The organism is Leisingera sp. JC1, assembly GCF_001679925.1.
In the GTDB taxonomy this organism is placed as follows: domain Bacteria; phylum Pseudomonadota; class Alphaproteobacteria; order Rhodobacterales; family Rhodobacteraceae; genus Leisingera.
The window spans coordinates 33,828-58,788 of sequence record NZ_LYUZ01000084.1 but is presented as its reverse complement, the minus strand read 5'-3'; the positions used below and the strand labels follow the sequence as shown (position 1 = coordinate 58,788).

19 protein-coding genes are annotated in these 24,961 nt (G+C 65.7%); 4 read left to right on the top strand and 15 right to left on the bottom strand.

Annotation, left to right across the window (positions count from 1 at the left end; genetic code table 11):
- Positions 1–23 precede the first annotated feature (23 nt).
- Both A9D60_RS10695 and A9D60_RS10690 read left to right on the top strand, forming a co-directional pair.
- Positions 24–389: a hypothetical protein gene (locus A9D60_RS10695; protein WP_065267573.1), complete on the top strand. Its 366-nt coding sequence runs from the start codon at positions 24–26 to the stop codon at positions 387–389.
- 39 nt (positions 390–428) lie between these two features.
- The gene (locus A9D60_RS10690; protein ID WP_065267572.1) at positions 429–1,217 is read left to right on the top strand and encodes a hypothetical protein; all 789 of its coding nucleotides are present in this window, start codon (positions 429–431) and stop codon (positions 1,215–1,217) included.
- A 39-nt stretch (positions 1,218–1,256) separates the two neighbouring features.
- Here the strand turns inward: A9D60_RS10690 and A9D60_RS10685 are convergent, their stop codons facing one another.
- The 6 genes from A9D60_RS10685 to A9D60_RS26840 form a co-directional block, all read right to left on the bottom strand.
- Positions 1,257–2,573, bottom strand: coding sequence for a hypothetical protein (locus A9D60_RS10685; RefSeq protein WP_065267571.1), 1,317 nt, complete (start codon positions 2,571–2,573; stop codon positions 1,257–1,259).
- A gap of 2 nt (positions 2,574–2,575) precedes the next feature.
- Positions 2,576–3,526 (bottom strand): PP2C family protein-serine/threonine phosphatase, encoded by a 951-nt coding sequence (locus A9D60_RS10680; RefSeq protein WP_065267570.1) that lies wholly within the window; start codon positions 3,524–3,526, stop codon positions 2,576–2,578.
- On the bottom strand, positions 3,510–4,337 hold the full coding sequence (locus A9D60_RS25470; RefSeq protein ID WP_083194153.1) for an FHA domain-containing protein: 828 nt from the start codon (positions 4,335–4,337) through the stop codon (positions 3,510–3,512). The genes A9D60_RS10680 and A9D60_RS25470 overlap by 17 nt, the downstream gene beginning before the upstream one ends.
- Before the next feature lie 138 nt (positions 4,338–4,475).
- Positions 4,476–5,573, bottom strand: a complete 1,098-nt coding sequence (locus tag A9D60_RS10670) for a LysM peptidoglycan-binding domain-containing protein (RefSeq protein WP_141117890.1) — start codon at positions 5,571–5,573, stop codon at positions 4,476–4,478.
- Between the two features lie 83 nt (positions 5,574–5,656).
- Entirely contained in the window at positions 5,657–6,799 is a 1,143-nt protein-coding gene (locus A9D60_RS10665) for a transporter substrate-binding domain-containing protein (protein ID WP_175392940.1), read from the bottom strand.
- A 124-nt stretch (positions 6,800–6,923) separates the two neighbouring features.
- Positions 6,924–8,840: a serine/threonine-protein kinase gene (locus A9D60_RS26840; RefSeq protein ID WP_065267568.1), complete on the bottom strand. Its 1,917-nt coding sequence runs from the start codon at positions 8,838–8,840 to the stop codon at positions 6,924–6,926.
- 612 nt (positions 8,841–9,452) lie between these two features.
- Between A9D60_RS26840 and A9D60_RS27225 the strand changes: the two genes are divergently transcribed.
- Positions 9,453–9,578 carry a hypothetical protein gene (locus A9D60_RS27225; RefSeq protein WP_302621844.1) on the top strand — a complete coding sequence of 42 codons (126 nt, stop codon included), beginning with the start codon at positions 9,453–9,455 and terminating at the stop codon, positions 9,576–9,578.
- A gap of 83 nt (positions 9,579–9,661) precedes the next feature.
- Here the strand turns inward: A9D60_RS27225 and pdxR are convergent, their stop codons facing one another.
- Positions 9,662–11,143, bottom strand: a complete 1,482-nt coding sequence (gene pdxR / locus A9D60_RS10650; protein WP_065267566.1) for a MocR-like pyridoxine biosynthesis transcription factor PdxR — start codon at positions 11,141–11,143, stop codon at positions 9,662–9,664.
- 160 nt (positions 11,144–11,303) lie between these two features.
- Between pdxR and A9D60_RS10645 the strand changes: the two genes are divergently transcribed.
- The gene (locus A9D60_RS10645; RefSeq protein WP_065267565.1) at positions 11,304–12,887 is read left to right on the top strand and encodes an ABC transporter substrate-binding protein; all 1,584 of its coding nucleotides are present in this window, start codon (positions 11,304–11,306) and stop codon (positions 12,885–12,887) included.
- 145 nt (positions 12,888–13,032) lie between these two features.
- Here A9D60_RS10645 and A9D60_RS10640 read toward each other — a convergent pair whose 3' ends face one another.
- From A9D60_RS10640 to A9D60_RS10605, 8 genes are all read right to left on the bottom strand, one after another.
- A complete protein-coding gene (locus A9D60_RS10640; RefSeq protein WP_065267564.1) occupies positions 13,033–15,663 on the bottom strand; it encodes a nitrate reductase in 2,631 nt (876 codons plus the stop codon).
- Positions 15,663–15,995 carry a nitrite reductase small subunit NirD gene (gene nirD, locus A9D60_RS10635; protein ID WP_065267563.1) on the bottom strand — a complete coding sequence of 111 codons (333 nt, stop codon included), beginning with the start codon at positions 15,993–15,995 and terminating at the stop codon, positions 15,663–15,665. Before nirD ends, A9D60_RS10640 begins: the two co-directional genes overlap by 1 nt.
- Entirely contained in the window at positions 15,992–18,433 is a 2,442-nt protein-coding gene (nirB, locus tag A9D60_RS10630) for a nitrite reductase large subunit NirB (RefSeq protein WP_065267562.1), read from the bottom strand. The genes nirD and nirB overlap by 4 nt, the downstream gene beginning before the upstream one ends.
- Positions 18,434–18,437: 4 nt before the next feature.
- Positions 18,438–20,114 carry an ABC transporter ATP-binding protein gene (locus A9D60_RS10625; protein ID WP_065267561.1) on the bottom strand — a complete coding sequence of 559 codons (1,677 nt, stop codon included), beginning with the start codon at positions 20,112–20,114 and terminating at the stop codon, positions 18,438–18,440.
- Between the two features lie 6 nt (positions 20,115–20,120).
- Complete coding sequence (locus A9D60_RS10620) at positions 20,121–21,209, bottom strand: ABC transporter permease (RefSeq protein ID WP_065267560.1); 1,089 nt, start codon at positions 21,207–21,209, stop codon at positions 20,121–20,123.
- 84 nt (positions 21,210–21,293) lie between these two features.
- Positions 21,294–22,661 carry a CmpA/NrtA family ABC transporter substrate-binding protein gene (locus A9D60_RS10615; protein WP_065267559.1) on the bottom strand — a complete coding sequence of 456 codons (1,368 nt, stop codon included), beginning with the start codon at positions 22,659–22,661 and terminating at the stop codon, positions 21,294–21,296.
- A gap of 266 nt (positions 22,662–22,927) precedes the next feature.
- Positions 22,928–24,106, bottom strand: coding sequence for a CmpA/NrtA family ABC transporter substrate-binding protein (locus tag A9D60_RS10610; RefSeq protein WP_065267558.1), 1,179 nt, complete (start codon positions 24,104–24,106; stop codon positions 22,928–22,930).
- Positions 24,103–24,687: an ANTAR domain-containing response regulator gene (locus A9D60_RS10605; RefSeq protein ID WP_065267580.1), complete on the bottom strand. Its 585-nt coding sequence runs from the start codon at positions 24,685–24,687 to the stop codon at positions 24,103–24,105. The genes A9D60_RS10610 and A9D60_RS10605 overlap by 4 nt, the downstream gene beginning before the upstream one ends.
- Between the last annotated feature and the right edge of the window lie 274 nt (positions 24,688–24,961).

Sequence of the window (24,961 nt, the reverse complement as noted above, 5' to 3'; positions counted from 1 at the left end):
GGCCCATCAGGCAAGGGCGCATTATGACGGTATCGGAAGAACTGGACAGTCTGCACGCTCAGTTTCCCGCCTGCGGGACAGTGGCCTATGCGGATCTGGCCGCGGGCATGGTGCTGGTGGCCAACAGCCAGTCGCCGCTGGACCGCCATGCGCTGGATACGCTTTGCGCCCAGGCCAGCTGCCTGCTGGGTGAAGACGGCGTACCGCCGCTTGGGGCCCAGCCGCCCGGCTTTGCGATGGCGCGGGAGCCAGGCAGAGTGATGCTGGCCTTCAAATCACCCCTTCAGCCGACCGATGCGCTGCTGTGCCTTGCCGCGCCGGATCTGGATCTGGGCGCGTTTCAGGCCGCCGCCCGGGACTGCCTGGCCCGGATCACCGCAGATGGCTGACGGACCGGCGCACCAAGACCTTCGAACGGGAATATCAAAGTGACTCACGACGACGCAATTGCCGGAAATCTGGCGGCCCTGGGCGCCCGGCAGACCGTGTTCCGGGATGGCAAACGGGTTCTGTCCAACGGGCTGTTCCCGCCGCCCCTGCCCGCGATGCTGCAGGAAATCGGCACCACGGTGCTGCAGCGGCAGCTGACCTTCCGGGCCGGGGGCAGCGCGCTGTCCTTCGTGGTGTCCGAACGGCGGCTGATGGCGCTGGTGTCCGCCAGCAGCGATCTGGAAGAAGTGCAGCATCTGGCCGGCGAAGGCCTGTCCCATGACCAGCCGGAGGTGCTGGAAGCCGTTGCCGCGGCCATGGTGCGGCTGGCGCAGGCCGAGGAACCGCTGACGGTGGAGACCGCCTTTGCCGCGCCCGGCGGCGGCCCTGCCGGGCTTGGCTTGCCGGCAGCGATGCTGGAAGAGGTGATGGAGCTGGACCCGGGCGAGCAGGACCGGCCGATGGAGTTTTTCATCGAGGCCGCCGCCGGGATGTATTCTGCCTGCCTGCTGCACGCAGGCGGCGCCTGGCTGGGCGGCGGCGAGGATGCAGCTGTGCTGACTGCGCTGCAGAAGATTGCCGATGCGCAGTGGGACCGCTTTCAGGCGTCCTATGCCAAACATGCGGCGCTGACGGAAACACCGCGGCTGATCTCGCTGGGTCCGGTTTTGGACGGCAGCGAATGCGTGTCCGTGGTCTGGGCCGATGGCGAATGCGCCCTGTTCGCCCATGGCGAGGAGGATCTGGCCGGGTTGCACGGCATCTGGCAGCGGGTTTTCACCCTGTAAGGTGAAAACCCATTCTGTTGTCGCGCAGCTTGGCCGCCTTCAGGCGGCGAGCTGCGCCTGCATGTCCCGTTTCAGCTGCAGCAGGATGCTGGTGGCATCAAACAGCGACGCGCCGTCCTGTTCCACCTGGATCAGCTGAATGAGGTCTTCCGCTTCCGAGACCGCGCCGCGGATCTCTGCCAGTGCGTTGCCGCCGTTGCCGCCATACTCCTCAAAATGGCTGTCCAGCCATTGCACCGACTTCAGGGCGGTGCGGATCAGCTGGCTGCTGCTGCTGCCGGTGCCGTCCTGCAGGGCTTGGCCCATGCTGCGCCCCTGCGCCGACAGGTAGTCCAGCGCCTGATCAAAGACCTGCCGGGTGTCCGGGCTGAGCGCCGCGTCCTGCGGCTCCGCGGATTCTGCAGCCGCCACGGGCGCCTCTGCCACGGGGGCAGGGCGGTCCGGTGCAGGTGTTTCCGCCGCAAGCGGAGCGTCCGGCTCTGCCTGGAGTGCCGCCGGGGGGGGCGGTGCGGCGGTTTTCTCTGCCGGTGCGGCTGCGGGAACGGGAGCGTATTTCGCCAGCAGCACGCCGGCCTGATCCAGCGCCGCCTGCCGCCGCAGCTTCACCTCATGCATGATGGCCGAGATCAGCGCCTGCCCGCCGGAGCGGCGCAGCCGGTCGCGGTCCACCGTGCCATCCGGCTGCCGTGCGGCCTGCGCCTCCAGCGCGGCCAGCGGCAGGATGCCGTTGAAATGCTCCGAGGCCGCGTCCTGAATGCCCGCCAGCGCGGGGGCCAGCCGGTCCTGTGCCGCCAGCTCATCCGCCTTGGTCACCAGGAGGAAGGCGCCGTCCTTCATCTGCTCCGGCGCGCGCGCCCAGGCGGCCTGCTCTGCGGCGGTGAAACCCTGGGTGCACCACAGGGCAATGCCGGTCCGCTGGGCAGCCCAGGGCACCGCGCGTTCCAATGCAGCGGCATCCGGGGCGGCAATTTCCAGGATGCTGATCTGGTTCAGGGCGGGCAGCGGCAGCTGCGCCTCGGCAAAGACCGCGCCCCGGGCAGCCAGCGCGCCGGTGTCGAAACCCGGCAGGCTGAAGCCGCTGCCGTCCGCCAGCACCCCGCTGCAGGCCGCGGTTCCGCCGCCGCTGATCTGCAGGGTGGGCAGGGAGACGCCCGCCGGGATCACCTGGCTGCCAAGCAGCAGGTTGGCGACGCTGGACTTGCCTGAACCGGACAGGCCGAACAGGGTGACGGCCACCGGTTTTTCCAGCTGCTCCAGCAGCGTACCGGTGCCGGCTTGCAGGCGGGCGGGGATCCGGTCCTCTGCCAGAGCGCGCCGCAGCGATGCGGCCGCGGCTGCGGTTTCCGCTTGGGTCATGCCTAGCGCCCTTTCCCGGCCAGCCGGACGACCTTGGCATCCTGCTCCGGCAGGGACGGCCCGTCATAGGAGTTACTGTTCATGGCCACCACGCGGGTTGCGCTGGCCGATTGGTCGCCCACCAGGTCGATCGGCTTGCGGCGCATCTTGCGGGTCACCGGCTTGTTATGGTTGAGCTTGATCACCGCAAAGGAAATGTTGTCCTGATCCGGGTCCGCCAGATCATCCAGCGCCGCCAGCAGCCGTTCGACGATTTCCGCGCTCTTGCGGCGGCGGTACTTGTGCAGGATCTTCTCGATCCGCGCGTCCTCCAGGAACTGCAGCCCGTCGCTGGAAACAACCACCAGGTCGCCGACTTCCAGCCGGAAGGGGGTCTTGGGGCAGTCGGTGCGCGTCACCCGGTCGCCAAGGATCACCGAGGTCAGGCAGTTGCGGTCGGGATGGTCGCGGCCGGCTTCGGCGTCCAGCAGGCCCGCCTTGACCATCATGTCGATCTGCGGCGCCATCGAATGGTCCTCATTCAGCTGCTGCAGCTTGCCGCCGCGCATCAGATAGAGCGGCGAGTCGCCGATCGACAGCCAGTACAGGCGGTCCTCGATCATCACTACCGACACCAGGGTCGCGCCCATGCCGCGGACGCTGGGGTTGTCCTGGACATACTCCTGCACACAGGTGTTGGCCTCAGCCGCAGCGTGGGTCAGGTGATAGGGGATCTGCTTCTCGTACTCGGCGAAGTTGACGCTTTCGAACTTCAGCTTGCTGAAGGCCTCGGTCACCACCATTTTGGAGGCGACATCGCCGGCGGCGTGGCCGCCCATGCCGTCCGCCAGGATGGCCATGCCGATGTCGGTGCCGGCCGGGAAGTCGGTGATGATGGCGTCTTCCTGGTAGTCGCGCGCGCCCTGGCAGATCGCGGCGGCAACGTCAAAGCGCGGTTCAGGCGATTTCCACATGTTCCGCCTCCTGCCCGCCGGCGCTGGTCCAGTTGAAGTCTTTTCCGCACAGCGCCATGAAGCGCAGGGTGGTCTCGCCCAGGCGGATCAGGTCGCCGCTTTTCAGCACCTCGTTGCTGATCACCGGCTGGCCGTTCAGGCGCACGATGTTGCTCTTGCCGCCGTGACCCAGATAGAATTGCGAGCTTTCGGGATCAAAGACGATGGCGGCATGGTTGCTGCGGGAGATCGCGGTGTCGCCGAAGTCGAGCGCAACCGCCTGATCCTCGCCGCGGCCGATGGCCGACATGCCGGCCTTGAGCGTGAAGCTCTCGCCATAGCCCGGTCCGTCAGCGACCACGATCCAACCCACCGGGAACTTGGTGTCGCGGGCCGGGGTGGCGGCGCCAGAGCTGTCGAACAGATTGACGACGTCGCCGTCGGAGGTGTCAAAGCCCAGCAGGCGGGTCTTGGCGCGGCGCTTGCGGGCCGGGGCGGCGCTGACATGCGCGGTCAGATCCGGCAGCTCGCCGCCGGGCTGGGGCATCTGCGCAGCAGCGCCTGCGGGCGGGGCAGCCGGGGCGGCGGCGGCCGGGTCCAGGTCCCAGATGCCGGCTGCCGGATCCGCGGCGGGCATGGCGGCGGTTTCCGTCTGGCTGTCTGCAGCCTGGTCCGCCTGCGGGTCCAGATCCAGTTCCACGGAGCGGGTGTGCTGGGCAACCGCCTTCAGCACTTCCTGCTGCATCGTTTCGTCCGCGACCTGCAGCCTCTCCATCGGGGCGGGTTCAGAAAGCGGGTCCTGCCGTCCGATAAGTTTTCCGAAAAATCCCATGTCGTCTGCCTTTTTTGTTTTACAGGCGTCCGTGCAGTCACGGCAGGCGCCCGGTTTTCCCTTTGTGCGGAGAGCCGCCCGTTCGCGGCCCCTGCGGCCTGCCATGCCCCCGAACCGGGGGCATGGCCGTTGCCCGGATCAGCTGCCGATCTTGTTGAACTCGGCCAGGCTGTCGGCGATGATCGCGTACCATTCGCCGCTTTCGCGCATCTCGTTCAGGCCCTTGTTGAGCAGGGTCAGGTAGACACGGCCGCGCGGGTTGGTCTTATGCGTCACGAAGTGGATCGCCTGCAGCTGCGACAGGTTGGAGTTCAGCTGCACCTTGCCTTCGGCTTCCGCCACTTCGCGGACCGCGGCATCACCGGCTTCGAGGTCCAGCAGCGCCATGTCGGCCTCGCCGCTCACCAGCTTGCGGATGCAGTCAACCGCAGAGGTCGGATGCACCAGGGAGATCACCGGCTCCACCAGGCCTTCGCCGGACAGCTCGGCCAGGGACCAGCCTTCGGGGCGGCAGATCTTGGCGCCGGCGTAATCCGCATAATCCTTGATGTTGGCATAGGGGTTGTCGGCCATGGTCCAGTGGGCGGACACCGATTCATAGATCGGCAGCGAGAAGTTCAGCTGGGTGCAGCGGTACTTGGTGTCGGCGTCGGTGTTTTCGAGGTTGGAGCAATCTGCCGGCTTGTACCAGGCGATCGACACGTCGAAGGCGCCAAGCGGCAGCAGGGTGTCGAAATGGGCTTTCCAGTCGTCCACGAAGCTGAGGTTGTATTCACGGTCGTTGCCGCCGCGGTTCAGCGCGGTGGTGGCCAGGCGCACCAGCATGCCGCCGCCCTTGAGGCTTTCGCCGGTGAAGGGTTCCCAGCCGTTGCCGGACACCATCTTGATCGGCGGCTCGTAGATGCTGGACTTGGCCCGCTTGGCCTGCTTTTCCTCTTCCTGCGCGATGATCTCGGTGACATCGCTGTCGGCGGTCAGGCGGCCGTCCTCACAGGGGATCTGCAGAACGGTGCCGGCCTCCAGGCTGTTGGGGTTGGCAATCGCGTTGCGGTTGGCGTTGAAGATCATCTGATAGTCAAACGAGCCGTAAGCGGCCTGGGCGATGGAGCCGAGGCTGTCGCCATCCTGCACGGTGTAGGGGGCACAGGCCTCCTGCGCGGCTGCCGAAGTGGAGATGAACAGGGCGGCGGAAACGGTGGTTGCGCTGTATTGAACCAGGGATTTGATCATCGACATGAGAGTTAGTTCCTTTTCAATGGGGCACCGCCGTTGCGCAGGGGGCTGCAGGCAGTGGGTCAAGGTTTCTGTTGGGGGGTAGGTCAGTTGGTGAGGGTTCTGATTTCGCGTTGCAGGGCCTTGGAGACGATGGCGTACCATTCGCCGGAGACGGACATTTCCTTCAGTCCGCTGTTGAGCAGATCCAGGGTCTCCTGGGCCCGGGGGTGATCCTTGTGAACGATGGCGTGCAGGGATTTCACCTCGCCTAGGTTCGGGTTTTCCTTGATCTGGCCGGCCAGGCCCATGGTGGCGAGCGTGTCGCTGGCAACCAGGGTATCCAGGGCAACCACATCGACAGCGCCGGCGGCCAGAGCGGTGAAGCACTCCGCGATCTGGACCGGGCGGTAGAATTTCACGGTTTCCGCGGTGAGGCCCGCGGTATCCAGATGGGCCATGGAATAGCCTTCAGGGCGGCAGATCCGGGTGCCCATCAGCTCGCCGTAATCAAAGGCGGCGGCGTAGGGGCTGCCGGTGGCCGCAAAAAAGCCGTCGACAACTTCATAGAAGGGATCGGAGAACCGGTAGTTGTCGCAGCGGAACTTGTCGCCGGCGGACAGCAGGCCGTAGTCGCCGCAGTTGGGTTTCAACCAGGGGAAGGAGCCTTCGAACGCCATGGCAGGCAGCAGGGTTTCCAGATGCGATTCCCAATCGTTGACAAAGGTCACCGAGATCTCGGTCTCCGGCGCGGCGCGCAGGGCGGCGGTTTCGATCAGCTGGGTGAACATACCGCGGCCGGGCAGGTCCTCGCCGGTGAAGGGCGGGAAATCATTGCCGGTGATCAGAACCATCGGTTCCGGGGTTGCAGGCGCAGCCGGGGTCTCTGCCGGCGCGGTTTCTTCTGCAACGGTCTCGGTTGCAAGCACTTCTGCGGCAGCGGTTTCCGCGGCGGATGCCTCCTGAATTTCCGCCGCCGGGGCTTCAGCTTCCTGAGCTGCGGACGCCGCGGCCGGCAGGCTGCCGTCGGCGCAGGGCAGGACCAGCTGCATGCCGATTTCAATGATGTTCGGGTTGCGGCCGATGACAGCGCGGTTGGCGTTGTAGATCACCCGGAATTTGGAGTGGCCATAAGCCTTCTCGGTGATTTCCCGCAGGTTGTCGCCGGACTGGACCTCGTACACCTGGCAGGCTTCCTGGGCCTGAGCAGACTGACCGGCAGCCGCGATGGCGATCAGGGATGCACCCATAAATTTAGCAGTATTGCGCATTAAATCTGTCCTTCGTGGGTCAGAGAGGCAAAGCTCTCCCGGGAACGGCCGCCGGTGGGGCTGACCGCCTGATGCTTGTGGTTGGGTGAAAGGCTGGCGGGGGTTAGCTGTTTCCCGCCAGTTCCAGGCTGGCTGAGGCCGCAGCCCCGTCGCGCAGAATGTCGAAGGTTGCGGTGGCTGCGCCCTTGTCCTGCAGCGCCTGCATGATCTCAGCCAGCGACTCCGCTTCGGTCAGAGTGATGCCGGTTGCGGTTTCACGCAGCAGCACGTCGCCGGGCTGCAGATCCGCGGATCCCTGGGCAGCCTGCTGGCTGACGGAAGTGACCCAGGCGCCATCCTGCATCCGGGCTTCGAACTGCAGGCCGCTGTTCAGACCGGTCCGGCGCACCACCGGAACCGCCAGCAGCCCCATTTCGAACCGCTTGCTTTCGGCACCCTTGTAGCGGATGGAGGCGCGGGTGTAGCCGTCCGGGTCGATCTGCATCGCGGTCAGCAGCTGCGACGCAAACGGCGAGTCTGCCGTCAGCGGCTGGTTGTTGACGGTCAGGATTTCCACGCCCGGTGCAATCCAGCTGCCGGTCTTGCTGAGGTCGGTGTTTTCCCCGGTTCCGGTGATGGACACCACCTGCGCCTTGCGGACGGTCCGTTCTTCGTACTCGAAGGGGATCGAAACATCCCACAGCGCATAGCTGACCTCATGGCCTGCAAAGGGCGCGGGGGCTGCCGGGACCGGCTCTGCCGCTTGCGGTGCAGGTTCGGCGATTGCTGCAGCTTCTGGTTCTGCAACGCCAGCGCTGTCTGCCGCGGCTGTGAGACTGGCAGCTTCCGTGTCCGCAGCAGGGGCCGGGTCAGCGGCCGCCGGGGCCGGATCGGCCGCAACAGGCGCCGGTTCCGCAACTGCCGCGGTTTCAATCGCCGCTGCCGGCTGCTCCGCCGCTGCATCCGTCTGGGTGTTGCTATAGTAGATGTAGCCAGCGGCGCCCAGACCGGCCAGAACCGCCAGAGCGGACACGGCCGGCAGGCGGCTGCGCTTCTTTTCCTCATGAGCAGGTGCCGCGGTGCTGTTGGCCGGCTGCGGTGCAGCAGCCGCAGGTTTCTTGCCGTCCAGCATCGCCAGCCACTCCTCAGCCGATTGCAGGCGCATGGAGGGCTTGGTGTTCATCGCCTTGTCGATGGCCTCCAGGAAGCCTTCGGGGTAGCCGTCCACAGCACCGGCCAGGGGCTCATAGGGGTCGGGGCGCTGTTCGGCGATGGCGACCAGGCGGGCCTGGCCGTTCACCGGCGCCTCGCCCCGGATCACATGATAGAGGGAGGCTGCCAGCGCATAGAGATCGCTCCAGGGGCCCTGTTCGCTGCCGGCAATGTAGAATTCCTGCGGCGAGTAGCCGTCCTTGACCACCCGCAGCGCGGAATGCTTGCGGCCGTCCTCGCTGGTGTCTTCGCGGGCGGCGCCGAAATCAATCAGCACCGGCTCGCCGTCTGCGGTCAGCAGGATGTTGTCGGGGGAAATGTCGCGGTGCAGCAGGTTGGCGTCATGCACATACCCGATGGCGTCCAGCAGCTTGCGGGTCATGCCGGTGATCTGCTCCGGGGCCAGAACGGTTTTCTGATCATCCAGGATGTCCTGCAGGTCGCGGCCGTCGACATAATCGATTGCCATATAGGCGGTGTCGTTGTCCTCGAACACCTGATGCACGCCGACGATGTTGGGGTGCTTCAGCTTGGACAGGCTCTGGGCTTCGCGGATGAAGTGGCGGATGATCGACTTCAGCTCGCTCTGATGCGCCCGCGACCGGGCGCTGACCAGCGCGTTGGTGCGGCGGCAGAAGGCATCCGCAAAGCATTCCTTGATCACCACCGTCCGGTCGAGGCTGTCCTTGGCAAGATAGGTGATGCCAAAGCCGCCGTTGTTCAGAAAGCGTGTGATGGTGTACTGGCCATGGAGCAGAGTCGTGCCCGGCTGCAGATCGTCCTGTTGATCCGCGTCAACTGAAGTCTCAACAAGCGAATTGAGTGCCATTTTGTTGCTCCCGTCTCAATGTTGTCCGGCCGCTGCGTCTGCTGCTGCCCGCTTCTTGCGTTAATTCTTTGTTAAGCTGATCTGTTGAGAAACCGGCAACAATAAGGCGCAAAGAGGGAATATTGGCGAAGCGGGATTTTCCGGGCTTTTCAACCGGGCCGGGAAACATGGTATCCGCAGAGACCGCAGGATTTTCGCACTTTTTCTCAATAGCTTATGCAGGCTATCGGCCGCCGGGCCGCGGATTGGCTGAACAGTGGGCTTAAACCGCCATTTGACGGCAGTACGCCTGGACAGATGCATTTTCCGGCCGGAATCGGGCTGTGTTGCCCCCGGAATCGGCCTGCGGGCGAAGTAAAAAGCCGCAGATTGGTTAACGCAATCGCAACAATATGCAGCAGGCAGGCGGGCCGCTCAGCTGGCTTTTGACTGTTTCCGGATCAGCCCTGCATCTTCCGCAGACCGGTGCTGGCCGCAGCTGCCGCCAAACCCCCGTGCTGCTGGACGCCGGCAGATGAGACAGCACAGACAGGTGCCGGCTGAAAAAATAACATAAACTCCCTTACGCGCCTGTTGGCTGCACGCGGAGCACACTCCCGTGCGCGGCAAGCCTTGAGTATCAAAGCCAGCCAGGATCTCATCGTGCGCGGCAAGCCGGATTGCGGCGAGCTCCGCCAGCAATTCTTCCGGCTCGTCGGTTTGGCTCTCAGGAAAGCGGGCGAAAGGCCGCAGCGGTGAATTTGCCCAGGGCGCAACAGCAAACAACCTCTGATCTGCGGCAGGCATGGGTCAAGAGTCTGGAGGAACGGTGGCGGCAGCGCCTATGCCAGAGCGGACAGGCAGGCGCAAAGCTCTTCGACGGCAGCAGGAATGCGGTCTTCATGGGTGCAGCCGAACCCCAGCAGCAGCCCGTTCAAGTCCCGCCGGTGCATACAGTAATAAGACAGCGCGTAGGCAGACAGCCCGCGCGAATCCAGCTTGCTCAGCACATCCAGGTCGCGGGTGCCCGGCGGCAGATCGGCAATCACCCGCAGGCCGCTGGTGTTCTGGCGCAGCGACACATGCGGGCTGGCAATACGGTCAAAGCTGCTGATCATCGCCCTGCGGCGGCGCACATAGGCGCTGTGCATACGGCGCATGTGGGTGCTCAGGTGGCCCTGGCTGATGAACTCCGCCAGCACTGCCTGCAGCCAGGTATTGGGACCGCGGTCGGTGATCGCGCTCAGCGCCATCAGCGGCCGGGCCAGCGCCGGGGGCGCAATGATGAACCCCAGCCGCAGCGACGGGAACAGTGCGTTGTTGAAGCTGGAAACATAAATCGTGCGCCCCTGACGGTCGTCGCAATAGATCGCCGGATCGGGCCGTCCGCCGAACATAAACTCATTGTCCAGATCGTCCTCGATCAGCCAGGCATCCTTGCGGCGGGCCCAGTCCATCCACTCCAGCCGCTGCGCAATCGGCATCACCGCACCCAGCGGATACTGGCAGGAGGGGGTCAGATAGGCCAGCCGCGCGCCGCCGGTCTGCGGGCCGTCCTGCGGAACTGCGGCGCCGGTTTCCGTTACCCGGACCGGCACCACGGTTCCGCCCTGGGCCTGAAAGCTCAGCCGCACCACCGGGCTGGAGGGATCCTCCATCAGCACCTTGCCGCCGGGGTCGAGCAGCAGCGCGGCAATCAGGTTCAAGGACTGCTGCGATCCATTGGTGACGATCACCTGGCCAGGGCTGCATTTCAGGCCGCGCCGGTTCAGCACATGGTCGCAGATTGCCTCGCGCAGCGGCCCATAGCCGCCGGGCTGGCCATAGGCCATCATGCTGCTGTCCAGCTGGTTGCGGATGCGGTTTTCGATGCGGCCCCAGACCTTGTGCGGAAACAGGTCGATGGCTGGAATATTAGCGAGGAACGGGCGCACCCGGACCGGATCGAAATAGGTAGGATCCAGCCCCTCCGCAGCCGCCCTGCCGCGCAGTGACAGCCGCGGCGGTTGCGGCGCTTCCACGGCAATGCCGGTGCCGGGATGCAGGCCGGGAAACTCCGGGTTCACAAAAGTGCCGGACCCGGTGCGGCTTTGCAGGTAGCCTTCGCTGGCCAGCTGCTCGAAAGCGGCGACCAGGGTGCTGCGGGCAATTCCGTGATGCTCTTTCAGCCAGCGGGTCGACGGCAGTTTCTGTCCGGGTTTGATGCCGCCGTCCCGGATCATCCGGCGCAGCTGCTGGACCAGTTGCAGATAAAGCGGCGTGGCCGATGCGCGGTCCAGCTGCAAAAACGGCAGCGGGGCAAAATGCTTGGTCTGCTCCGGCACCGGCGGCCTCCAAAATGGTTTGCATCATTTAACCAAAATGGACGTAGCGGGCAAAACCATTTTCTGCCACCACATCCTGGCCTGCCCCAGACGGGGCGTTTGAACAGCAACAGGCTGTATTGCCCTGTCCGGGGTGTGGTGCAGCCAGCAGGGAAACAACATGTCCGACATCATCAGCCACTACGTGGAACGGGCGGTCAAAGGCTTCATGACCCGCCGCGAATTCATCGGCCGCCTTGGCGCGCTGGGGGTTGCCGCCGCCAGCGCCAACAGCCTGCTGGCCTCTGCCGCTCGGGCCGAAGGCCCGAAAAAGGGCGGGCTGATCCGGTCCGGCCTGCAGGGCGGCGCCAGCACCGACAGCCTGGACCCGGCGCTGGCAGCCAGTTCGGTCGCCAACAATGTGCTGACCGCCTATGGCGATCTGCTGGTCGAAGTCAGCCCGCAGGGCGAAATCGTGCCGCGCCTGGCGGAAACGGTCGAGGCCAGCGCCGACGCCAAGACCTGGACCTTCAAGATCCGCCGAGGGGTGGAGTTCCACAACGGCAAGACGCTGAAACCGGAAGACGTGCTGAAAACCATGCAGCGCCACTCCAACGAGGACAGCCAGTCCGGCGCCCTGGGCATTATGCGCGGCATCGAGTCGATGAAGGCGGACGGCGGTTACTTCAGCGTCACCCTGGAAACGCCGAACGCCGACCTGCCCTATCTGATGGCGGATTATCACCTGGTGGTGCAGCCGGAGGGCGGCATGGACGCACCCGCTGCCGGCATCGGTACAGGCCCCTACACGGTTGAGGTCAACGAGCCCGGCGCCCGCCACGCCTTCAAGAAATTCGCGAACTACTGGGATACGGACCGCGGCCACGCGGAGGAGATCGAGATCCTGGTGCTGAACGACGACACCGCCCGCACCGCCGCGCTGCAAAGCGGCCAGGTGCATTTCATCAACCGGGTATCGCCCAAGATCGCCAACCTTCTGGGCCGCGCACCCGGCCTGCGGATCGAGAGCATTTCGGGCCGCGGCCATTACTGCTTCCTCATGCATTGCGACACTGCGCCTTTTGCCTCCAACGACCTGCGGATGGCGCTGAAACTGGCGGTGGACCGGCAGGAGATGGTCGACAAGGTGCTGCGCGGCTATGGCAGCGTGGGCAACGACATGCCGATCAACGCCGCCTACCCGCTGTTCTCCGGCGACATCGAGCAGCGCAGCTATGACCCGGATCAGGCCCGCCACTATTACCAGAAGTCCGGCCATGACGGCCCGGTTGTCCTGAAAGTGTCAGACAACGCCTTTCCCGGCGCGGTGGATGCCGCGGCACTGTTCCAGCAAAGCGCGGCCAAGGCAGGCATCCCGCTGCAGATCGAGCGCGTGCCCAGCGACGGCTACTGGTCCGAGGTCTGGAACAAGGACCCCTTCTGCGCCTCCTACTGGGGCGGTCGCCCGGTGCAGGACCAGATGTTCTCCACCGCCTACAAATCCGATGCCGACTGGAACGACACCCGGTTCAAGAGGGAGGATTTCGACGCGCTTCTGCTGCAGGCCAAGGGAGAGCTCGACACCGCCAAGCGCACCGCGCTCTACCACGAAATGGGCCTTATGGTGCGCGACGAGGGCGGCGCCATCATCCCGATGTTCAACGACTTCATCGACGGGGTCAGCGAGCAGATCGGCGGCTGGGAGAACGATCCGGGCGGCGGCATGATGTATGACGGCGCGCTGGTGAAAACCTGGCTGCTGTGAGCTGATTTCCCGAAGACTGCGGCGGGCGCCCTTGGGCTGCCCGCCGTTTTTTGGAACGCTGCGGTCAAAATCACTGACCTGCCAGCGCCAGACACAGATCCCCGTCACCGAATGGGATGCAGGGGAAAACGCATCTGAACCCGCCCTATTCCGCCGCCTGCGGGAACGTGTGCCGTGCTAGCAGGCCCGCAATATCGGGGCGGCAGGAGCCGCAGTTTGTGCCCGCCTGCAAGGCCGCGCCGACCTCCTCAACGCTCATCAGCCCGCCGGTTTGGATGGCGTGCACAATCGTATTGGCTCCGACGCTGAAACAGGCGCAGACCACCGGGCCGGGGTCGGGCCGGCCCGCTGCGGCAAAGCCGGTCAGGACGTCCGGCGCGAAGCTGCCCGGCAGCCCCGCCAGGTAATCCCGGCGGACTGCCACCGGCTCCGGCGCCGTGAACAGGGCGGCCATGACCTTGCCCTCCTGGTACAGGGCAAGCCGGGCAATACCCTTGCGGCGGTCCGTCATCACCTGCACGTCTGCTTCCGGCAGCGCGAACAGATCCCGCGCAACCGCCTCCAGGTCCGCCAGCGGGGTCAGCCCGGCCAGTTCCGCCCGGTACCCGGCACCGGTCCGTGACACGGCCCAGTACTCCGACTGGGGGCTCATCGGCCGCGAAGATACCGCAAAACCGTACCAGGCGGGCTGCCAGCGTTCCGCGGCAACAACGGCAGCCTTGCTTTCGGGCTGGCCCGAAACCGGATCAACGGCAGCAGCGACGAGAGTATCTATACGCGCCGCAGGGGCGGTTTCGCCGGTCCAGTGGATCGGCACAAACAGGTCGCCGGGCTGCACGTCCGCAGTGATCCGCGCCCGCAGGATGGCCTGCCCGTACGGGCTGTTGAGGCGCAGCAGGTCCGCGGGCTGCACCCCCAGCCGCCGGGCGTCCTCCGGGTGGATGTCGGCAAAGGGTTCCGCCAGGTGGCCCGACAGGCGCGATGCTTTGCCGGTGCGGGTCATCGTGTGCCACTGGTCGCGGATGCGGCCGGTGTTCAGGCGGAACGGGTAGCGGCGGTCCTGCGCAGCAGCCGGGGGGCGCCAGCGGACCGGCAGCATGCGGGCCTTGCCATCCGGGTGAAAGAACCGCCCGTCCGCGAAGAACCGCCCGCCCTGCCTGTCGAGGCTGACCGGCCAGCGCACTGGGGCCAGCCCGTCATATCCTGCATCGGACAGGGTGCTGAGGCCGGAGATATCGAAGTCCAGCCCGAAGCCGCCGGCCAGCCCGGACAAGGCCGCATGCTCGCGGAAGATCTGCGCCGGGGTCTGATAGTCAAAGGCTTTGCCCCAGCCCATGCGCCGGCCTGCGTCTGCCAGAATGTCCCAGTCCGGGCGGGCCTCGCCCGGCGGCGGCAGGACAGCGCGCTGACGGCTGATGGTGCGGTCCGAATTGGTGACGGTGCCATCCTTTTCCGCCCAGGCGGCGGCGGGCAGCAGCACATCCGCCAGACGGGCGGTGTCGGTTGCGGCGGTGATGTCGCTGACCACGGTGAAATCGCAGGCCTTGATCGCGGCGGCAACGGCATCGGCCTCCGGCATGGTGGCGGCGGGGTTGGTGTGGATGATCCACAGCGCCTTGAGCCGCCCGTCACCCGCGGCGCGGAACAGGTCCACCGCCTTCAGGCCCGCCCGCTCCGGCATCGCGGGCGCGTCCCAGAACGCCTGCACCGCATCGCGGTGGCTGCTGTTTTCCAGATCCATGTGGCAGGCCAGCATATTGGCCAGCCCGCCAACCTCGCGCCCGCCCATGGCATTGGGCTGGCCGGTTACTGAGAACGGCCCGCAGCCGGGCTTGCCGATGCGCCCCGTGGCCAGATGGCAGTTGAGGATGGCATTCACCTTGTCCGCACCGGAAGTGGACTGGTTCACGCCCTGGCTGAAGACCGTCACCACCTTTTCGGTGCGCATCCACAGATCGCAGAAAGCCTTGATTTCTCCGTCAGGCAGCCCGGTCACAGAGGCATCCTCTGCAGCGGCGGCTTCCAGCGCCGCGCCCAGCCCCTCCACATGCCGCAAATACTCCGCATCCAGGGCGCCGCCCTTATAAAGCGCCGCCAGCAAGCGATTGAACAGCGCCACATCGCTGCCTGCGCGCAGCTTCAGGTGCATGTCCGCCTGATCGCAGCTCGCCGTGCGGCGGGGGTCGATCACCACCAGCCGGGTGCCGCGCGCCTCGCGCGCTGCCAGGATGCGCTGGTACAGAACCGGGTGGCACCAGGCGAGGTTGGAGCCCACCAGCACGATCAGATCCGCCTCCTCCAGATCCTCATAGGTGCCGGGCACCGTGTCGGTGCCAAAGGCGCGCTTGTGTCCCGCGACGGTGGAGGCCATGCACAGGCGCGAGTTGGTGTCGATATTGGCGGAGCCGAGAAAGCCCTTCATCAGCTTGTTGGCGACGTAATAGTCCTCGGTCAGCATCTGCCCCGACAGGTAGAACCCCACGCTGTCCGGGCCGTGCTGGTCCACGGCCTGCCGGAACTTGGCTGCCACCAGGTCCAGCGCGCTGTCCCAATCACCTTCGCGGCCCTGCACCTGCGGCGCCAGCAGGCGGCCCTCCAGGCCCACGGTCTCCCCCAGCGCCAGCCCCTTGGAGCACAGCCTTCCGCGGTTGGCCGGGTGATCAGGGTCGCCGCGCACCGCCAACCCGCCCGCGCCATCCGGGCGCAGCAGCACGCCGCAGCCGGTGCCGCAATAGGGGCAGGCAGAGCGGACCTCCCGGCAGGCGACCCCCGGCATCACGCCGCGCTCCGCTTGCCGATGGCATCACCATCGATCAGCAGGCGCCCGCTTTCGATGCGCACCGGGTAAGTGCCGATCCGGCCCTCATCCGCCCCCTGCGCCGCGCCGGTGTTCAGGTCGAACACCCAGTTGTGCAGCGGGCAGGTCACGCTTTGGCCGTGCACGATACCCTCGGACAGCGGCCCGCCCTTGTGCGGGCAGCGGTCGTCGGCGGCAAACACTTCCGCCGCGCCGGTACGGAACAGCGCAACGCAGCCCACCGGGGTTTTCACAACCCGCGCGCCATGCAGCGGGATGTCTTCGATATGGCCGATGTCGATCCAGTTCATTCCGCAGCCTCCAGGGTGAGATTTGCAAGCGGCACGTATTGCGCCCTTGTGGCGCTGTCCTGCGCGTGTTCGGCCCAGGGGTCCTTGCGGTAGACCGATTGCGACAGCTGAAACCGCTCCGCCAGCGCCCTGCGGTTCTCCGCATCATCCACGATTTGCGCCTTGACCCAGTCGAGCCCGACCCTGGCCAGCCATTTGTAGATCCGGTCCAGGTACCGGGCGTTCTCGCGGTAGATCTGGGTCATCGCCGAGATCACCTCGATCGCCTCTTCCTCACTCGCTACCTTGCACAGCAGCTCGGTGCCCTTGATCTCCATCCCCGCGGCGCCGCCGACGTGGATCTCATAGCCGCTGTCGACGCAGACCACGCCGATATCCTTGCAGGTCGCCTCGGCGCAGTTGCGCGGGCAGCCGGAGACCGCGAGCTTCAGCTTGTGCGGCGTCCAGGACCCCCACAGGTGTTTCTCCAGCTTGATGCCCAGCCCGGTCGAGTCTTGGGTGCCGAACCGGCAATGGTCGGTGCCGACGCAGGTCTTCACCGTGCGCAGCCCCTTGGAATAGGCATGGCCCGAAACCAGCCCGGCCCGGTTCAGATCGGACCAGATCTCGGGCAGGTCCTCGCCCCTGACGCCCAAAAGGTCGATACGCTGGCCGCCAGTCACCTTGACCGTGGGCACCGCGTATTTGTCGGCAGCATCGGCAATCGCACGCAGTTCGTCCGGGGTGGTGATGCCGCCCCACATCCGCGGCACCACGGAAAAGGTGCCGTCCTTCTGGATGTTGGCATGCTTGCGCTCGTTGACGAAGCGGCTTTGCGGGTCGTCCCGGTATTCCAGCGGCCAGTCCGCCAGCAGGTAGTAGTTCACCGCCGGGCGGCAGACATGGCAGCCGTTGGGGGTGGTCCAGCCCAGTTCTTGCCAGACCGCCGCCTGGCTTTTCAGCTCCTGCGCCTTGATCAGGCGGCGCACGTCCTCGTGGGTATGGCTGGTGCAGCCGCAGACCGGCTGCGCCTGCGGCGCGGCATAGCCATCGCCCAGCGTCACCGCCAGCAGCTGCTCCACCAGCCCGGTGCAGGTGCCGCAGGAGGCCGAGGCCTTGGTTGTGGCGCGGATCGCGCCAAGGTCGGTGGCGCCGCCTTCGATGGCGCTGGTGATCTGTCCCTTGCAGACGCCGTTGCAGCCGCAGATCTCCGCCTCAGGCGGCAAGGCTGCAACGGCTGACAGAGGGTCCGCGGAGGCGCCCCCCTGGAAGGCCGGGCCGAATATCAGCGTCTCGCGCATCTCCTCGATATCGGTGCCGTCCTTGATCAGCCCGAAGAACCAGCTGCCGTCTGCAGTGTCGCCATACATCACCGCACCGACCAGCCGGTCGTCTTCGATGACCAGCCGTTTGTAGACCCCGCGGGCCGGGTCGCGGAAGACAATGTCCTCGCGCCCCTCGCCCTCGGCAAAATCCCCGGCGCTGAACAGGTCGCAGCCAGTGACCTTGAGCTTGGTCGCCAGTTCCTTGACGGCAAAAGCATTCGGCTGGCCCAGCAGACTGTCCGCCAGCACCTTGGCCTGATCGTAGAGTGGTGCCACCAGGCCGAACAGATGGCCGCCGAACTCCACGCATTCCCCCACCGCATAGACATCCGGGTCGGAGGTCTGCATCTGCGCGTTCACCTCGATGCCGCGGGCCACATCCAGATGCGCGTCCGTGGCAAGCCGGGTTTCCGGGCGGATGCCCACTGCCATCACCACCAGATCGGCCCCCAGCGTCTCGCCGCTTTCCAAGAGTACCGCCTGGGCGCGGTCCTCGCCCAGGACCGCCTTGGTGGAGGCCTGGGTTTTCACGGTGATGCCGCGCGCTTCCAGGTCCTTGCGCAGCAGATACCCCGCGGCCTCATCCAGCTGGCGTTCCATCAGGTGGCCCATCAGGTGCAGCACGGTCACATCCATGCCGCGCTCCTTGAGCCCCGCCGCGGCCTCCAGCCCGAGGAGGCCGCCGCCGATCACCACCGCCTTGCCCCCGCTGGCGGCAGCGTCGATCATCGCGTTGGTGTCATCAAGATCGCGGTAGGAAATCACCCCCGGCAGATCGTGCCCCGGCACCGGGATGATGAAGGGGGCGGAGCCGGTGGCGATGATCAGCTTGTCATAAGGCACATGGCCGTTCTCGCCCTCGACCACTTTCATCTCGCGGTCGATCTTCACCACATGCTCGCCGAACCGGCAGGTGATGCCGCGCTCCGCGTACCATTCGTCACTGTGGGTGACGATCTCTTCATAGGTCTTCTCGCCCGACAGCACCGGGCTCAGCATGATGCGGTTGTAATTGCCGCGCGGCTCGGCGTTGAACAGGGTGATGTCATAGGCGCCGGGATCGGCATCGAGCAGATGCTCGATCACCCGGCCAGAGGCCATGCCGGCCCCGATGATGACGAGTTTCTGGGTCATGGTCTCACTCCGCTGCGATCTGTTTTGCGGCTGGCTTGGGTTTGGCCCCGTGCTCGTATTCCTCCAGGAAATCGAGCACCTCCTGCCGGTAGGTGTAGTAATTCGGGTGCTCCAGCAGCGCCTTGCGGGTGCGCGGGCGCGGCAGGTCTACTTCGGTGATCTTGCCGATGGTGGCCTGGGGCCCGTTGGTCATCATCACCACCCGGTCAGCCAGCAGGATCGCCTCGTCAACATCATGGGTGACGCAGATGGCGGTCACCTTGGTGCGGCTCCAGACCTCCATCAGCACCTCCTGCAGCTCCCAGCGGGTCAGGCTGTCGAGCATCCCGAAGGGTTCATCCAGCAGCAGGAGTTTCGGGGACAGCGCAAAGGCGCGGGCGATGCCGACCCGCTGCTGCATGCCGTTCGACATCGCGTTTGCGGGCTTGTCCATCGCATCCGCCAGCCCGACGCGCTCCAGGTAGTATTCGACCACGTCCTGCCGCTCGGCCTGCGACGCCTTGGGATACACCTTGTCGACCCCGATGGCGCAGTTCTCCCGCGCGGTCAGCCAGGGAAACAGGTTGGGCGACTGGAACACCACGGCGCGCTCGGGGTCGGCACCCTCGACATGGCGGCGGTCCAGCTTGATCGCCCCCTTGGAGATCGGGTTCAGCCCCGCGGCCATGGTCAGCACCGTGGACTTGCCGCAGCCGGAATGGCCGATCAGCGAGATGAACTCGCCCTTATTGATCTTGAGGTTGAAGTCCTCGACCACGGTCAGCGGCCCCTTGGGCGTCGGGTAGATCTTGTGCAGCTGCGAGAAATCCAGAAACCGCTCCTCGGTCATCGACTTCGCGGCTTCAGCCACAGCCGCCGGCAGCCCGTGGATCGGTGTCACGTCCGGAAGGATCTTCGAACCCTTGGCCCGCGCCTGGATGCCCACGTCCATCAGGCAGGAGGTGACCGCTGCCCGCAGGCGCTTGAAGCTCTCGTCCGTGTTCATCGCGGAACGGTCGCGCGGGCGGGGAAGGACGACGGAGAACTCTTCCCCCAGGCTGCCGTCCGGGTTCAGCACGAGGATGCGGTCGGCCAGCAGAATGGCCTCGTCCACGTCGTTGGTGATCAGCACGCAGGTCTTCTTGTCCGCCTCCCAGATCGCTTCGATTTCATCCGCCAGATTGGCCCGTGTCAGCGCGTCCAGCGCCGAAAGCGGCTCATCCAGCAGCAGCATCTCCGGGTCCATCGCCAGCGCCCGCGCCACGTTGACCCGCTGGCGCATCCCCCCCGACAGCTCTGCCGGGCGGCGGTGCGCAGCATGGCTGAGGCCGACCATTTTCACGTAATGGTCCACCTTTGCCTGTTTCTCTGCTTTGGTTAGGCCGGGAAACACGGTGTCCACCGCCAGCGCAACATTGCCGTTCACCGTCAGCCACGGCATCAGCGAATAGTTTTGGAAGATCACCCCGCGCTCAGGGCCGGGGCCTGTGATGGCTTTGCCCCGGTAGGCAACCGACCCTTGCGACGGCCTCTCCAGCCCGGCCATCAGGTTGATCAGGGTTGTCTTGCCGGTGCCGGAAAAGCCCAGGAGCACAAGAAACTCGCCCTCCTGCACCTGCAGGCTGATGTTGTTCAGAACCTGGGTGCGGCGGGTGCCCTCGCCAAAGCTCTTGGAGACATTTTTGAACTCAAGAATGCTCATGGCGGCTCACCGGTTGTTCGTGAAGGTAAACAGCGACTGCAGCGCGTACATCACCCGGTCCAGCAGGAAACCGATGACGCCGATGGTCAGCACCGCAACAATGATCCGGGCCAGCGACTGGCTGGAGCCGTTCTGGAATTCGTCCCAGACGAATTTGCCAAGGCCCGGGTTCTGCGCCAGCATCTCTGCCGCGATCAGCACCATCCAGCCGACCCCCAGCGACAGCCGCAGCCCGGTGAAGATCAGCGGCAGCGCCGACGGCAGCACCAGCTTGGTGATCTTGGTCCAGGTGTTCATCTTCAGAACCTTGGAGACATTCACCAAGTCCTTGTCGATGGAGGCCACCCCCAGCGCGGTATTGATCAGCGCAGGCCACAGCGAACACAGCGTGACAGTGATGGCAGAAACCAGGAACGACTTGGAAAACAGCCCGTCATTGGTGGCATAAAGCGCCGAAACCACCATGGTCACAATCGGCAGCCAGGCCAGCGGTGACACCGGCTTGAAGATCTGCACCAGCGGGTTGATGGCCGCGTTTGCAGCCGGTGAAAGCCCGGCCAGGATGCCCAGCGGGATCGCCACGGCGGCAGCAATCAGGAACCCGAAAAAGACAGTCAGGATCGAGGTCCCGATCTGCTGGTAATAAGACGGCGCACCGGTAAAGGGGATGTCCTTGACCCGCTCCGGCTGGCCGCGGTCGATGAACCGCTGGTTGCGGGCCTCCACCTTCTCGTAATGAGCGCGCTCCTTGGCGGCCTTGGCCTGCGCGTCCTGATGCAGGTTCACCGCTTCGGTCCACACCGCCCCCGGGCCGGGGATAGCGCCCAGCGAGGTCTGCACCTTGGGCGCCAGCACGGCCCACAGCATCAGGAAGGCGGCAATGGCGATGACGGGAACCGCCAGCAGCCGCCAGATTTCCTTCATCTGCGCCCTGGGATTGTCCCCGGCTGCGGCTTTCAGCACCGGGGTCACCCAGGCAAGTCCGAAGACCTGGAACCAGGCGTCCATCTTGCTGATGCGGGTGAACAGCCGGGCGCGGCGGGCCTCCTTCTGTTCACTGGCGGGGCTCAGAGTGTCGGGGTCGGCGATCGTCATGGTGTCGTCCTCTGGGAATTACTGAGGGTGGGAAACGCCGCCCGCTCATGCGGGCGCATCGCCCCCCTGCCCTCTTGTCCGGGGTCAGCCCTGGATGGCGCTGCCAACAACGGTCTGGCCGGACTTCAGTCCGATCGGCAGGCTGTCGATATAGGCGTTGGGTGTTTTGCCATCGAAGGGGATGCCGTCGATGATGTCCTCTGCGGGCGTCGGGGCCTTGTAGCCGTCGCTGTCCCAGGGGAAATCCCCGGGGCTGGCAAGCCCCTCATCCACCAGCATTTTTGCGGCTTCCAGATAGATCTCCGGCTTGTAGACAGAACGGGCAACCTCGTCATACCAGCTGTCCGGCTTGGGCTCGGCAATCTGCCCCCAGCGGCGCATCTGGGTCAGGTACCAGACCGCATCCGAATAAAACGGATAGGTGGCGTTGTAACGGAAGAACACGTTGAAATCCGGGACGTCGCGCTTATCGCTCTTCTCATACTCGAAGGTGCCGGTCATCGAATTGGCGATCACCTCATAATCGGCACCGACGTACTCGGGCCGCGACAGGATCTCCACCGCTTCCGGGCGGTTGGCATTTTCGCTTTCATCCAGCCACTGGGCCGCGCGGATCAGCGCCTTGACCACCGCCAGCGTGGTGTTCGGGTTTTCCTCGGCAAATTCCGCGGTGATGCCGAACACCTTTTCCGGGTTGTTCTTCCACAGCTCGTAATCGGTGATCACCGGCACGCCGATGCCCTTGAACACCGCCTGCTGGTTCCACGGCTCGCCGACGCAGTAGCCGGAGATCGTGCCGGCCTCCAGCGTCGCGGGCATCTGCGGCGGCGGGGTCACCGACAGGAACGCCTCTGCGCCGATCTGCCCGGTCACGTTCTCCGGCGAGTAATAGCCGGGGTTGATGCCGCCCGCCGCCAGCCAGTAGCGCAGCTCGTAGTTATGAGTGGAAACCGGGAACACCATGCCCATGTTGAACGGCTTGCCCTTGGCATTGAAATCCTCGATCACCGGCTTCAGATAGGAGGCCGAGATCGGATGCGCGATATTACCATCCGCGTCCGTGGGCAGGTTCGGCTTCATCATCTCCCACACCTCGTTGGACAGGGTGATGCCGTTGCCGTTCAGATCCATGGAAAACGGCGTGACGATATGCGCCTCGGTGCCATAGCCGATGGTCGCGGCCAGCGGCTGGCCTGCCAGCATATGGGCACCGTCCAGCGTGCCGCTGATCACGCCATCCAGCAGAACCTTCCAGTTCGCCTGCGCTTCCAGCGTGACAAACAGCCCCTCGTCATCGAAAAAGCCCTGCTCATAGGCCACCGCCAGCGGCGCCATATCGGTCAGCTTGATAAAGCCGAAGGTCAGCACGTCCTTTTCCAGCTCCAGGGTTCCGGCCAGGGTCGGTCCGGTCAGTGCAGTTGAGGCCGCAAGCGCCATTATGAGTGTCTTCATCGGGTTGGTTCCTTTTCCTAGCTGCGTCCGGCGGCAGGCGCCGGAACAGAAAAAAGCCGCTGACACGCACCGCCGGAAGGAGTGGCGGTGGGTCGAGCGGCTTTGCTCAGTGAACCCCGGTCTTCGGGAAAATTCTCAGTCAGGCTCCGTTGCCTGTCTGACCTCAGACTGCCGCAAGAACCGGCCTGCGCCAAAGGTTTCTTTGCTCGTGCAGCAAGAAATTCTGCGTTGCAGCGTCGCGGCGCAGCAAGCTGCCTGTATTTTCATCAGTCCGCGGCCAGGGGATCAAAAACGCGGCCATCGAAAAACCGGTTCTGCAGCAGGCCGGCCGGTTCCGATTCTCCGCCAGCCGCCAGCGGCGCGCCAACAGCACCCTCCGGTTTCGAGGAGCCGTCCGGCAATTCCGCGCCAGTGTCCCGCAGGGCGGCACGGTACAGGTCGCTGCGGAATACTGACCCGGCTGTTTCCAGCGCTGCCCGGCGGTCCAGCCCGTTGCGCCGGGCAAGCTGCAGGGCAATCCACTGCGCCTGGCTGCGCCAGGGAAACCCCGCGGCGCCATCGTGGAAGCCGATGAAACCGGGCGCTTCGCGCTGCAGCCCCTGCGGCGTCACGGTGAACTTCCCCGACAGCGCACGCTCGATGATTTCAGCCGGCAGGTCAAGGTAGCGCCGCGCGGACAGGATTTCCGCCGCCAGCCCGCGCGACGCCGGATCGGCCAGCCAGCGGCCTGCGCGCCACAGCGCCCGGATCAGGCGGCCGGACAGGCCGGGTTCCCTGTCCGCCCAGGCGCTGCGGACCGCCAGCACCTTTTCCGGCGCAAAGGACCAGATCGCCCGGCCGGGCAGCAGCAGCGCGCCGGCCCCCTGCTCCACCGCCATCGACCCCCAGGGCTCGCCGACACAGAAGGCGTCGATCTCGCCGCTGCGGATGGCCTCCGCCATCAGCGGCGGCGGCACCGTGCGGATGCCGATGTCCGGGGGCGTGCCCGCCCCCAGCCCTGTCAGCCAATAAGTCAGCAATTCGGCATGCATGGAAAAGGGGAACGGGACGCCGATCCGCAGCTCCGGGCCGCCCGCAGCGATCAGCGCCCTGCCCGCGGCCACGGCATCGTCAAAGAAAAACCTGTGCCCCGCCGCCGCCATTTTGCGGGCCAACCCGCCGCTGACCCCGATCACCGTGCCGTTGACGGACAGCACCGACAGCACCGACAGGGGCGCGCTGGCGCCGCCCAGGCCAAGCGCCGCGGCAACCGGCACCGGCGCCAGCATCTGGGCGGCGTCCACTTGGCCAAAGGCCAGCATGTCCCGCAGCAACGACCAGGAGGGTGCGCGGTGCAGGTCCAGCGCCAGCTTCTCCTCGGCGGCAAAGCCCATTTCCTGCGCCGCAATCAGCGGCGCCGCATCGGTCAGCGGGACATAGCCGGCCGGGATCCGCGTCACGCTCATGCCAGCAGCCCCGCCGCCGTGACCAGCGCCTGCGCCACCTCGGCGACCCGCTTGTTCTGATCCATCGCTGCCTTGCGCAGCAGCGCATAAGCTTCGTCCTCGCTGATGCCGCGGGCCTTCATCACCATCCCCTTGGCGCGGTCGATCACCTTGCGCTCTTCCAGCGCGCGCTTGGCCTCGGCAAGCTCCGTGCGCATCCGCTGAAACAGCCGGAAGCGGGCAATGGCAGCATCCAGAACCGGTTTCAGCCGGGCCGGCTGCAGCCCGTCCACCACATAGGCCGAAACCCCCGCCTCCACCGCGGCAGCAGACAGCCCGTCCTCGCTGCGGTCGGCGAAAATGGCCACCGGCCGGTCCTTGGGCCCGGAGGCCAGCGTCAGCTCCTCCAGCACATCGCGGGAGGGATTGGCGATATCGATCAGCACCACATCCGGGTCGCGCATCTGTATCTGGCGCGCAAGCCCCGACGGCTCCGAGATTACCTGGACGTCAAAATCCCCGGCTTCCCGCAGCCCCTCCACGATCATGAAGGCGCGTTCACGGTCCGGTTCGACAACGGCAATGGACAGGGCATCCGGCATGCGCAGAACCATGCAGAGCGCTGCGGGCGGCTGTAAAGGACACAAGCATGCCGCAATTTCCGGATACCCTGCGGGCGCCGGATTTTTAGGCAATCTGCCCGGACATCCGGCATCAGAAACACACGCGCCGGCGGCGGTCCTTGTGCGCTCCGCCGCCGGGACTGCGCCTTAGACGGTTGCCGCAGCAGCAGGAAGCGGCTAAGCAGGCAGCGGCGCAGTTGGAGTTGCGAGGCGAGAGTGAAATCTGTTTCTGGATGCCCCGGATCCGCCGCCG

Excerpts from the sequence above, each read along its gene's own strand:
- A9D60_RS10685 (WP_065267571.1), bottom strand. The coding sequence starts at position 2,573 with ATGACCCAAGCGGAAACCGCAGCCGCGGCCGCATCGCTGCGGCGCGCT.
- A9D60_RS10665 (WP_175392940.1), bottom strand. The coding sequence starts at position 6,799 with ATGGGTGCATCCCTGATCGCCATCGCGGCTGCCGGTCAGTCTGCTCAG.
- A9D60_RS25470 (WP_083194153.1), bottom strand. The coding sequence starts at position 4,337 with ATGGGATTTTTCGGAAAACTTATCGGACGGCAGGACCCGCTTTCTGAA.
- nirD (WP_065267563.1), bottom strand. The coding sequence starts at position 15,995 with ATGAACTGGATCGACATCGGCCATATCGAAGACATCCCGCTGCATGGC.
- A9D60_RS10610 (WP_065267558.1), bottom strand. The coding sequence starts at position 24,106 with ATGAGCGTGACGCGGATCCCGGCCGGCTATGTCCCGCTGACCGATGCG.
- A9D60_RS10605 (WP_065267580.1), bottom strand. The coding sequence starts at position 24,687 with ATGCCGGATGCCCTGTCCATTGCCGTTGTCGAACCGGACCGTGAACGC.
- A9D60_RS10695 (WP_065267573.1), top strand. The coding sequence starts at position 24 with ATGACGGTATCGGAAGAACTGGACAGTCTGCACGCTCAGTTTCCCGCC.
- A9D60_RS10640 (WP_065267564.1), bottom strand. The coding sequence starts at position 15,663 with ATGCCGGGGGTCGCCTGCCGGGAGGTCCGCTCTGCCTGCCCCTATTGC.
- A9D60_RS10645 (WP_065267565.1), top strand. The coding sequence starts at position 11,304 with ATGTCCGACATCATCAGCCACTACGTGGAACGGGCGGTCAAAGGCTTC.
- A9D60_RS10625 (WP_065267561.1), bottom strand. The coding sequence starts at position 20,114 with ATGAGCATTCTTGAGTTCAAAAATGTCTCCAAGAGCTTTGGCGAGGGC.
- A9D60_RS10615 (WP_065267559.1), bottom strand. The coding sequence starts at position 22,661 with ATGAAGACACTCATAATGGCGCTTGCGGCCTCAACTGCACTGACCGGA.
- A9D60_RS10670 (WP_141117890.1), bottom strand. The coding sequence starts at position 5,573 with ATGTCGATGATCAAATCCCTGGTTCAATACAGCGCAACCACCGTTTCC.
- A9D60_RS10680 (WP_065267570.1), bottom strand. The coding sequence starts at position 3,526 with ATGTGGAAATCGCCTGAACCGCGCTTTGACGTTGCCGCCGCGATCTGC.
- nirB (WP_065267562.1), bottom strand. The coding sequence starts at position 18,433 with ATGACCCAGAAACTCGTCATCATCGGGGCCGGCATGGCCTCTGGCCGG.
- A9D60_RS10620 (WP_065267560.1), bottom strand. The coding sequence starts at position 21,209 with ATGACGATCGCCGACCCCGACACTCTGAGCCCCGCCAGTGAACAGAAG.
- A9D60_RS26840 (WP_065267568.1), bottom strand. The coding sequence starts at position 8,840 with ATGGCACTCAATTCGCTTGTTGAGACTTCAGTTGACGCGGATCAACAG.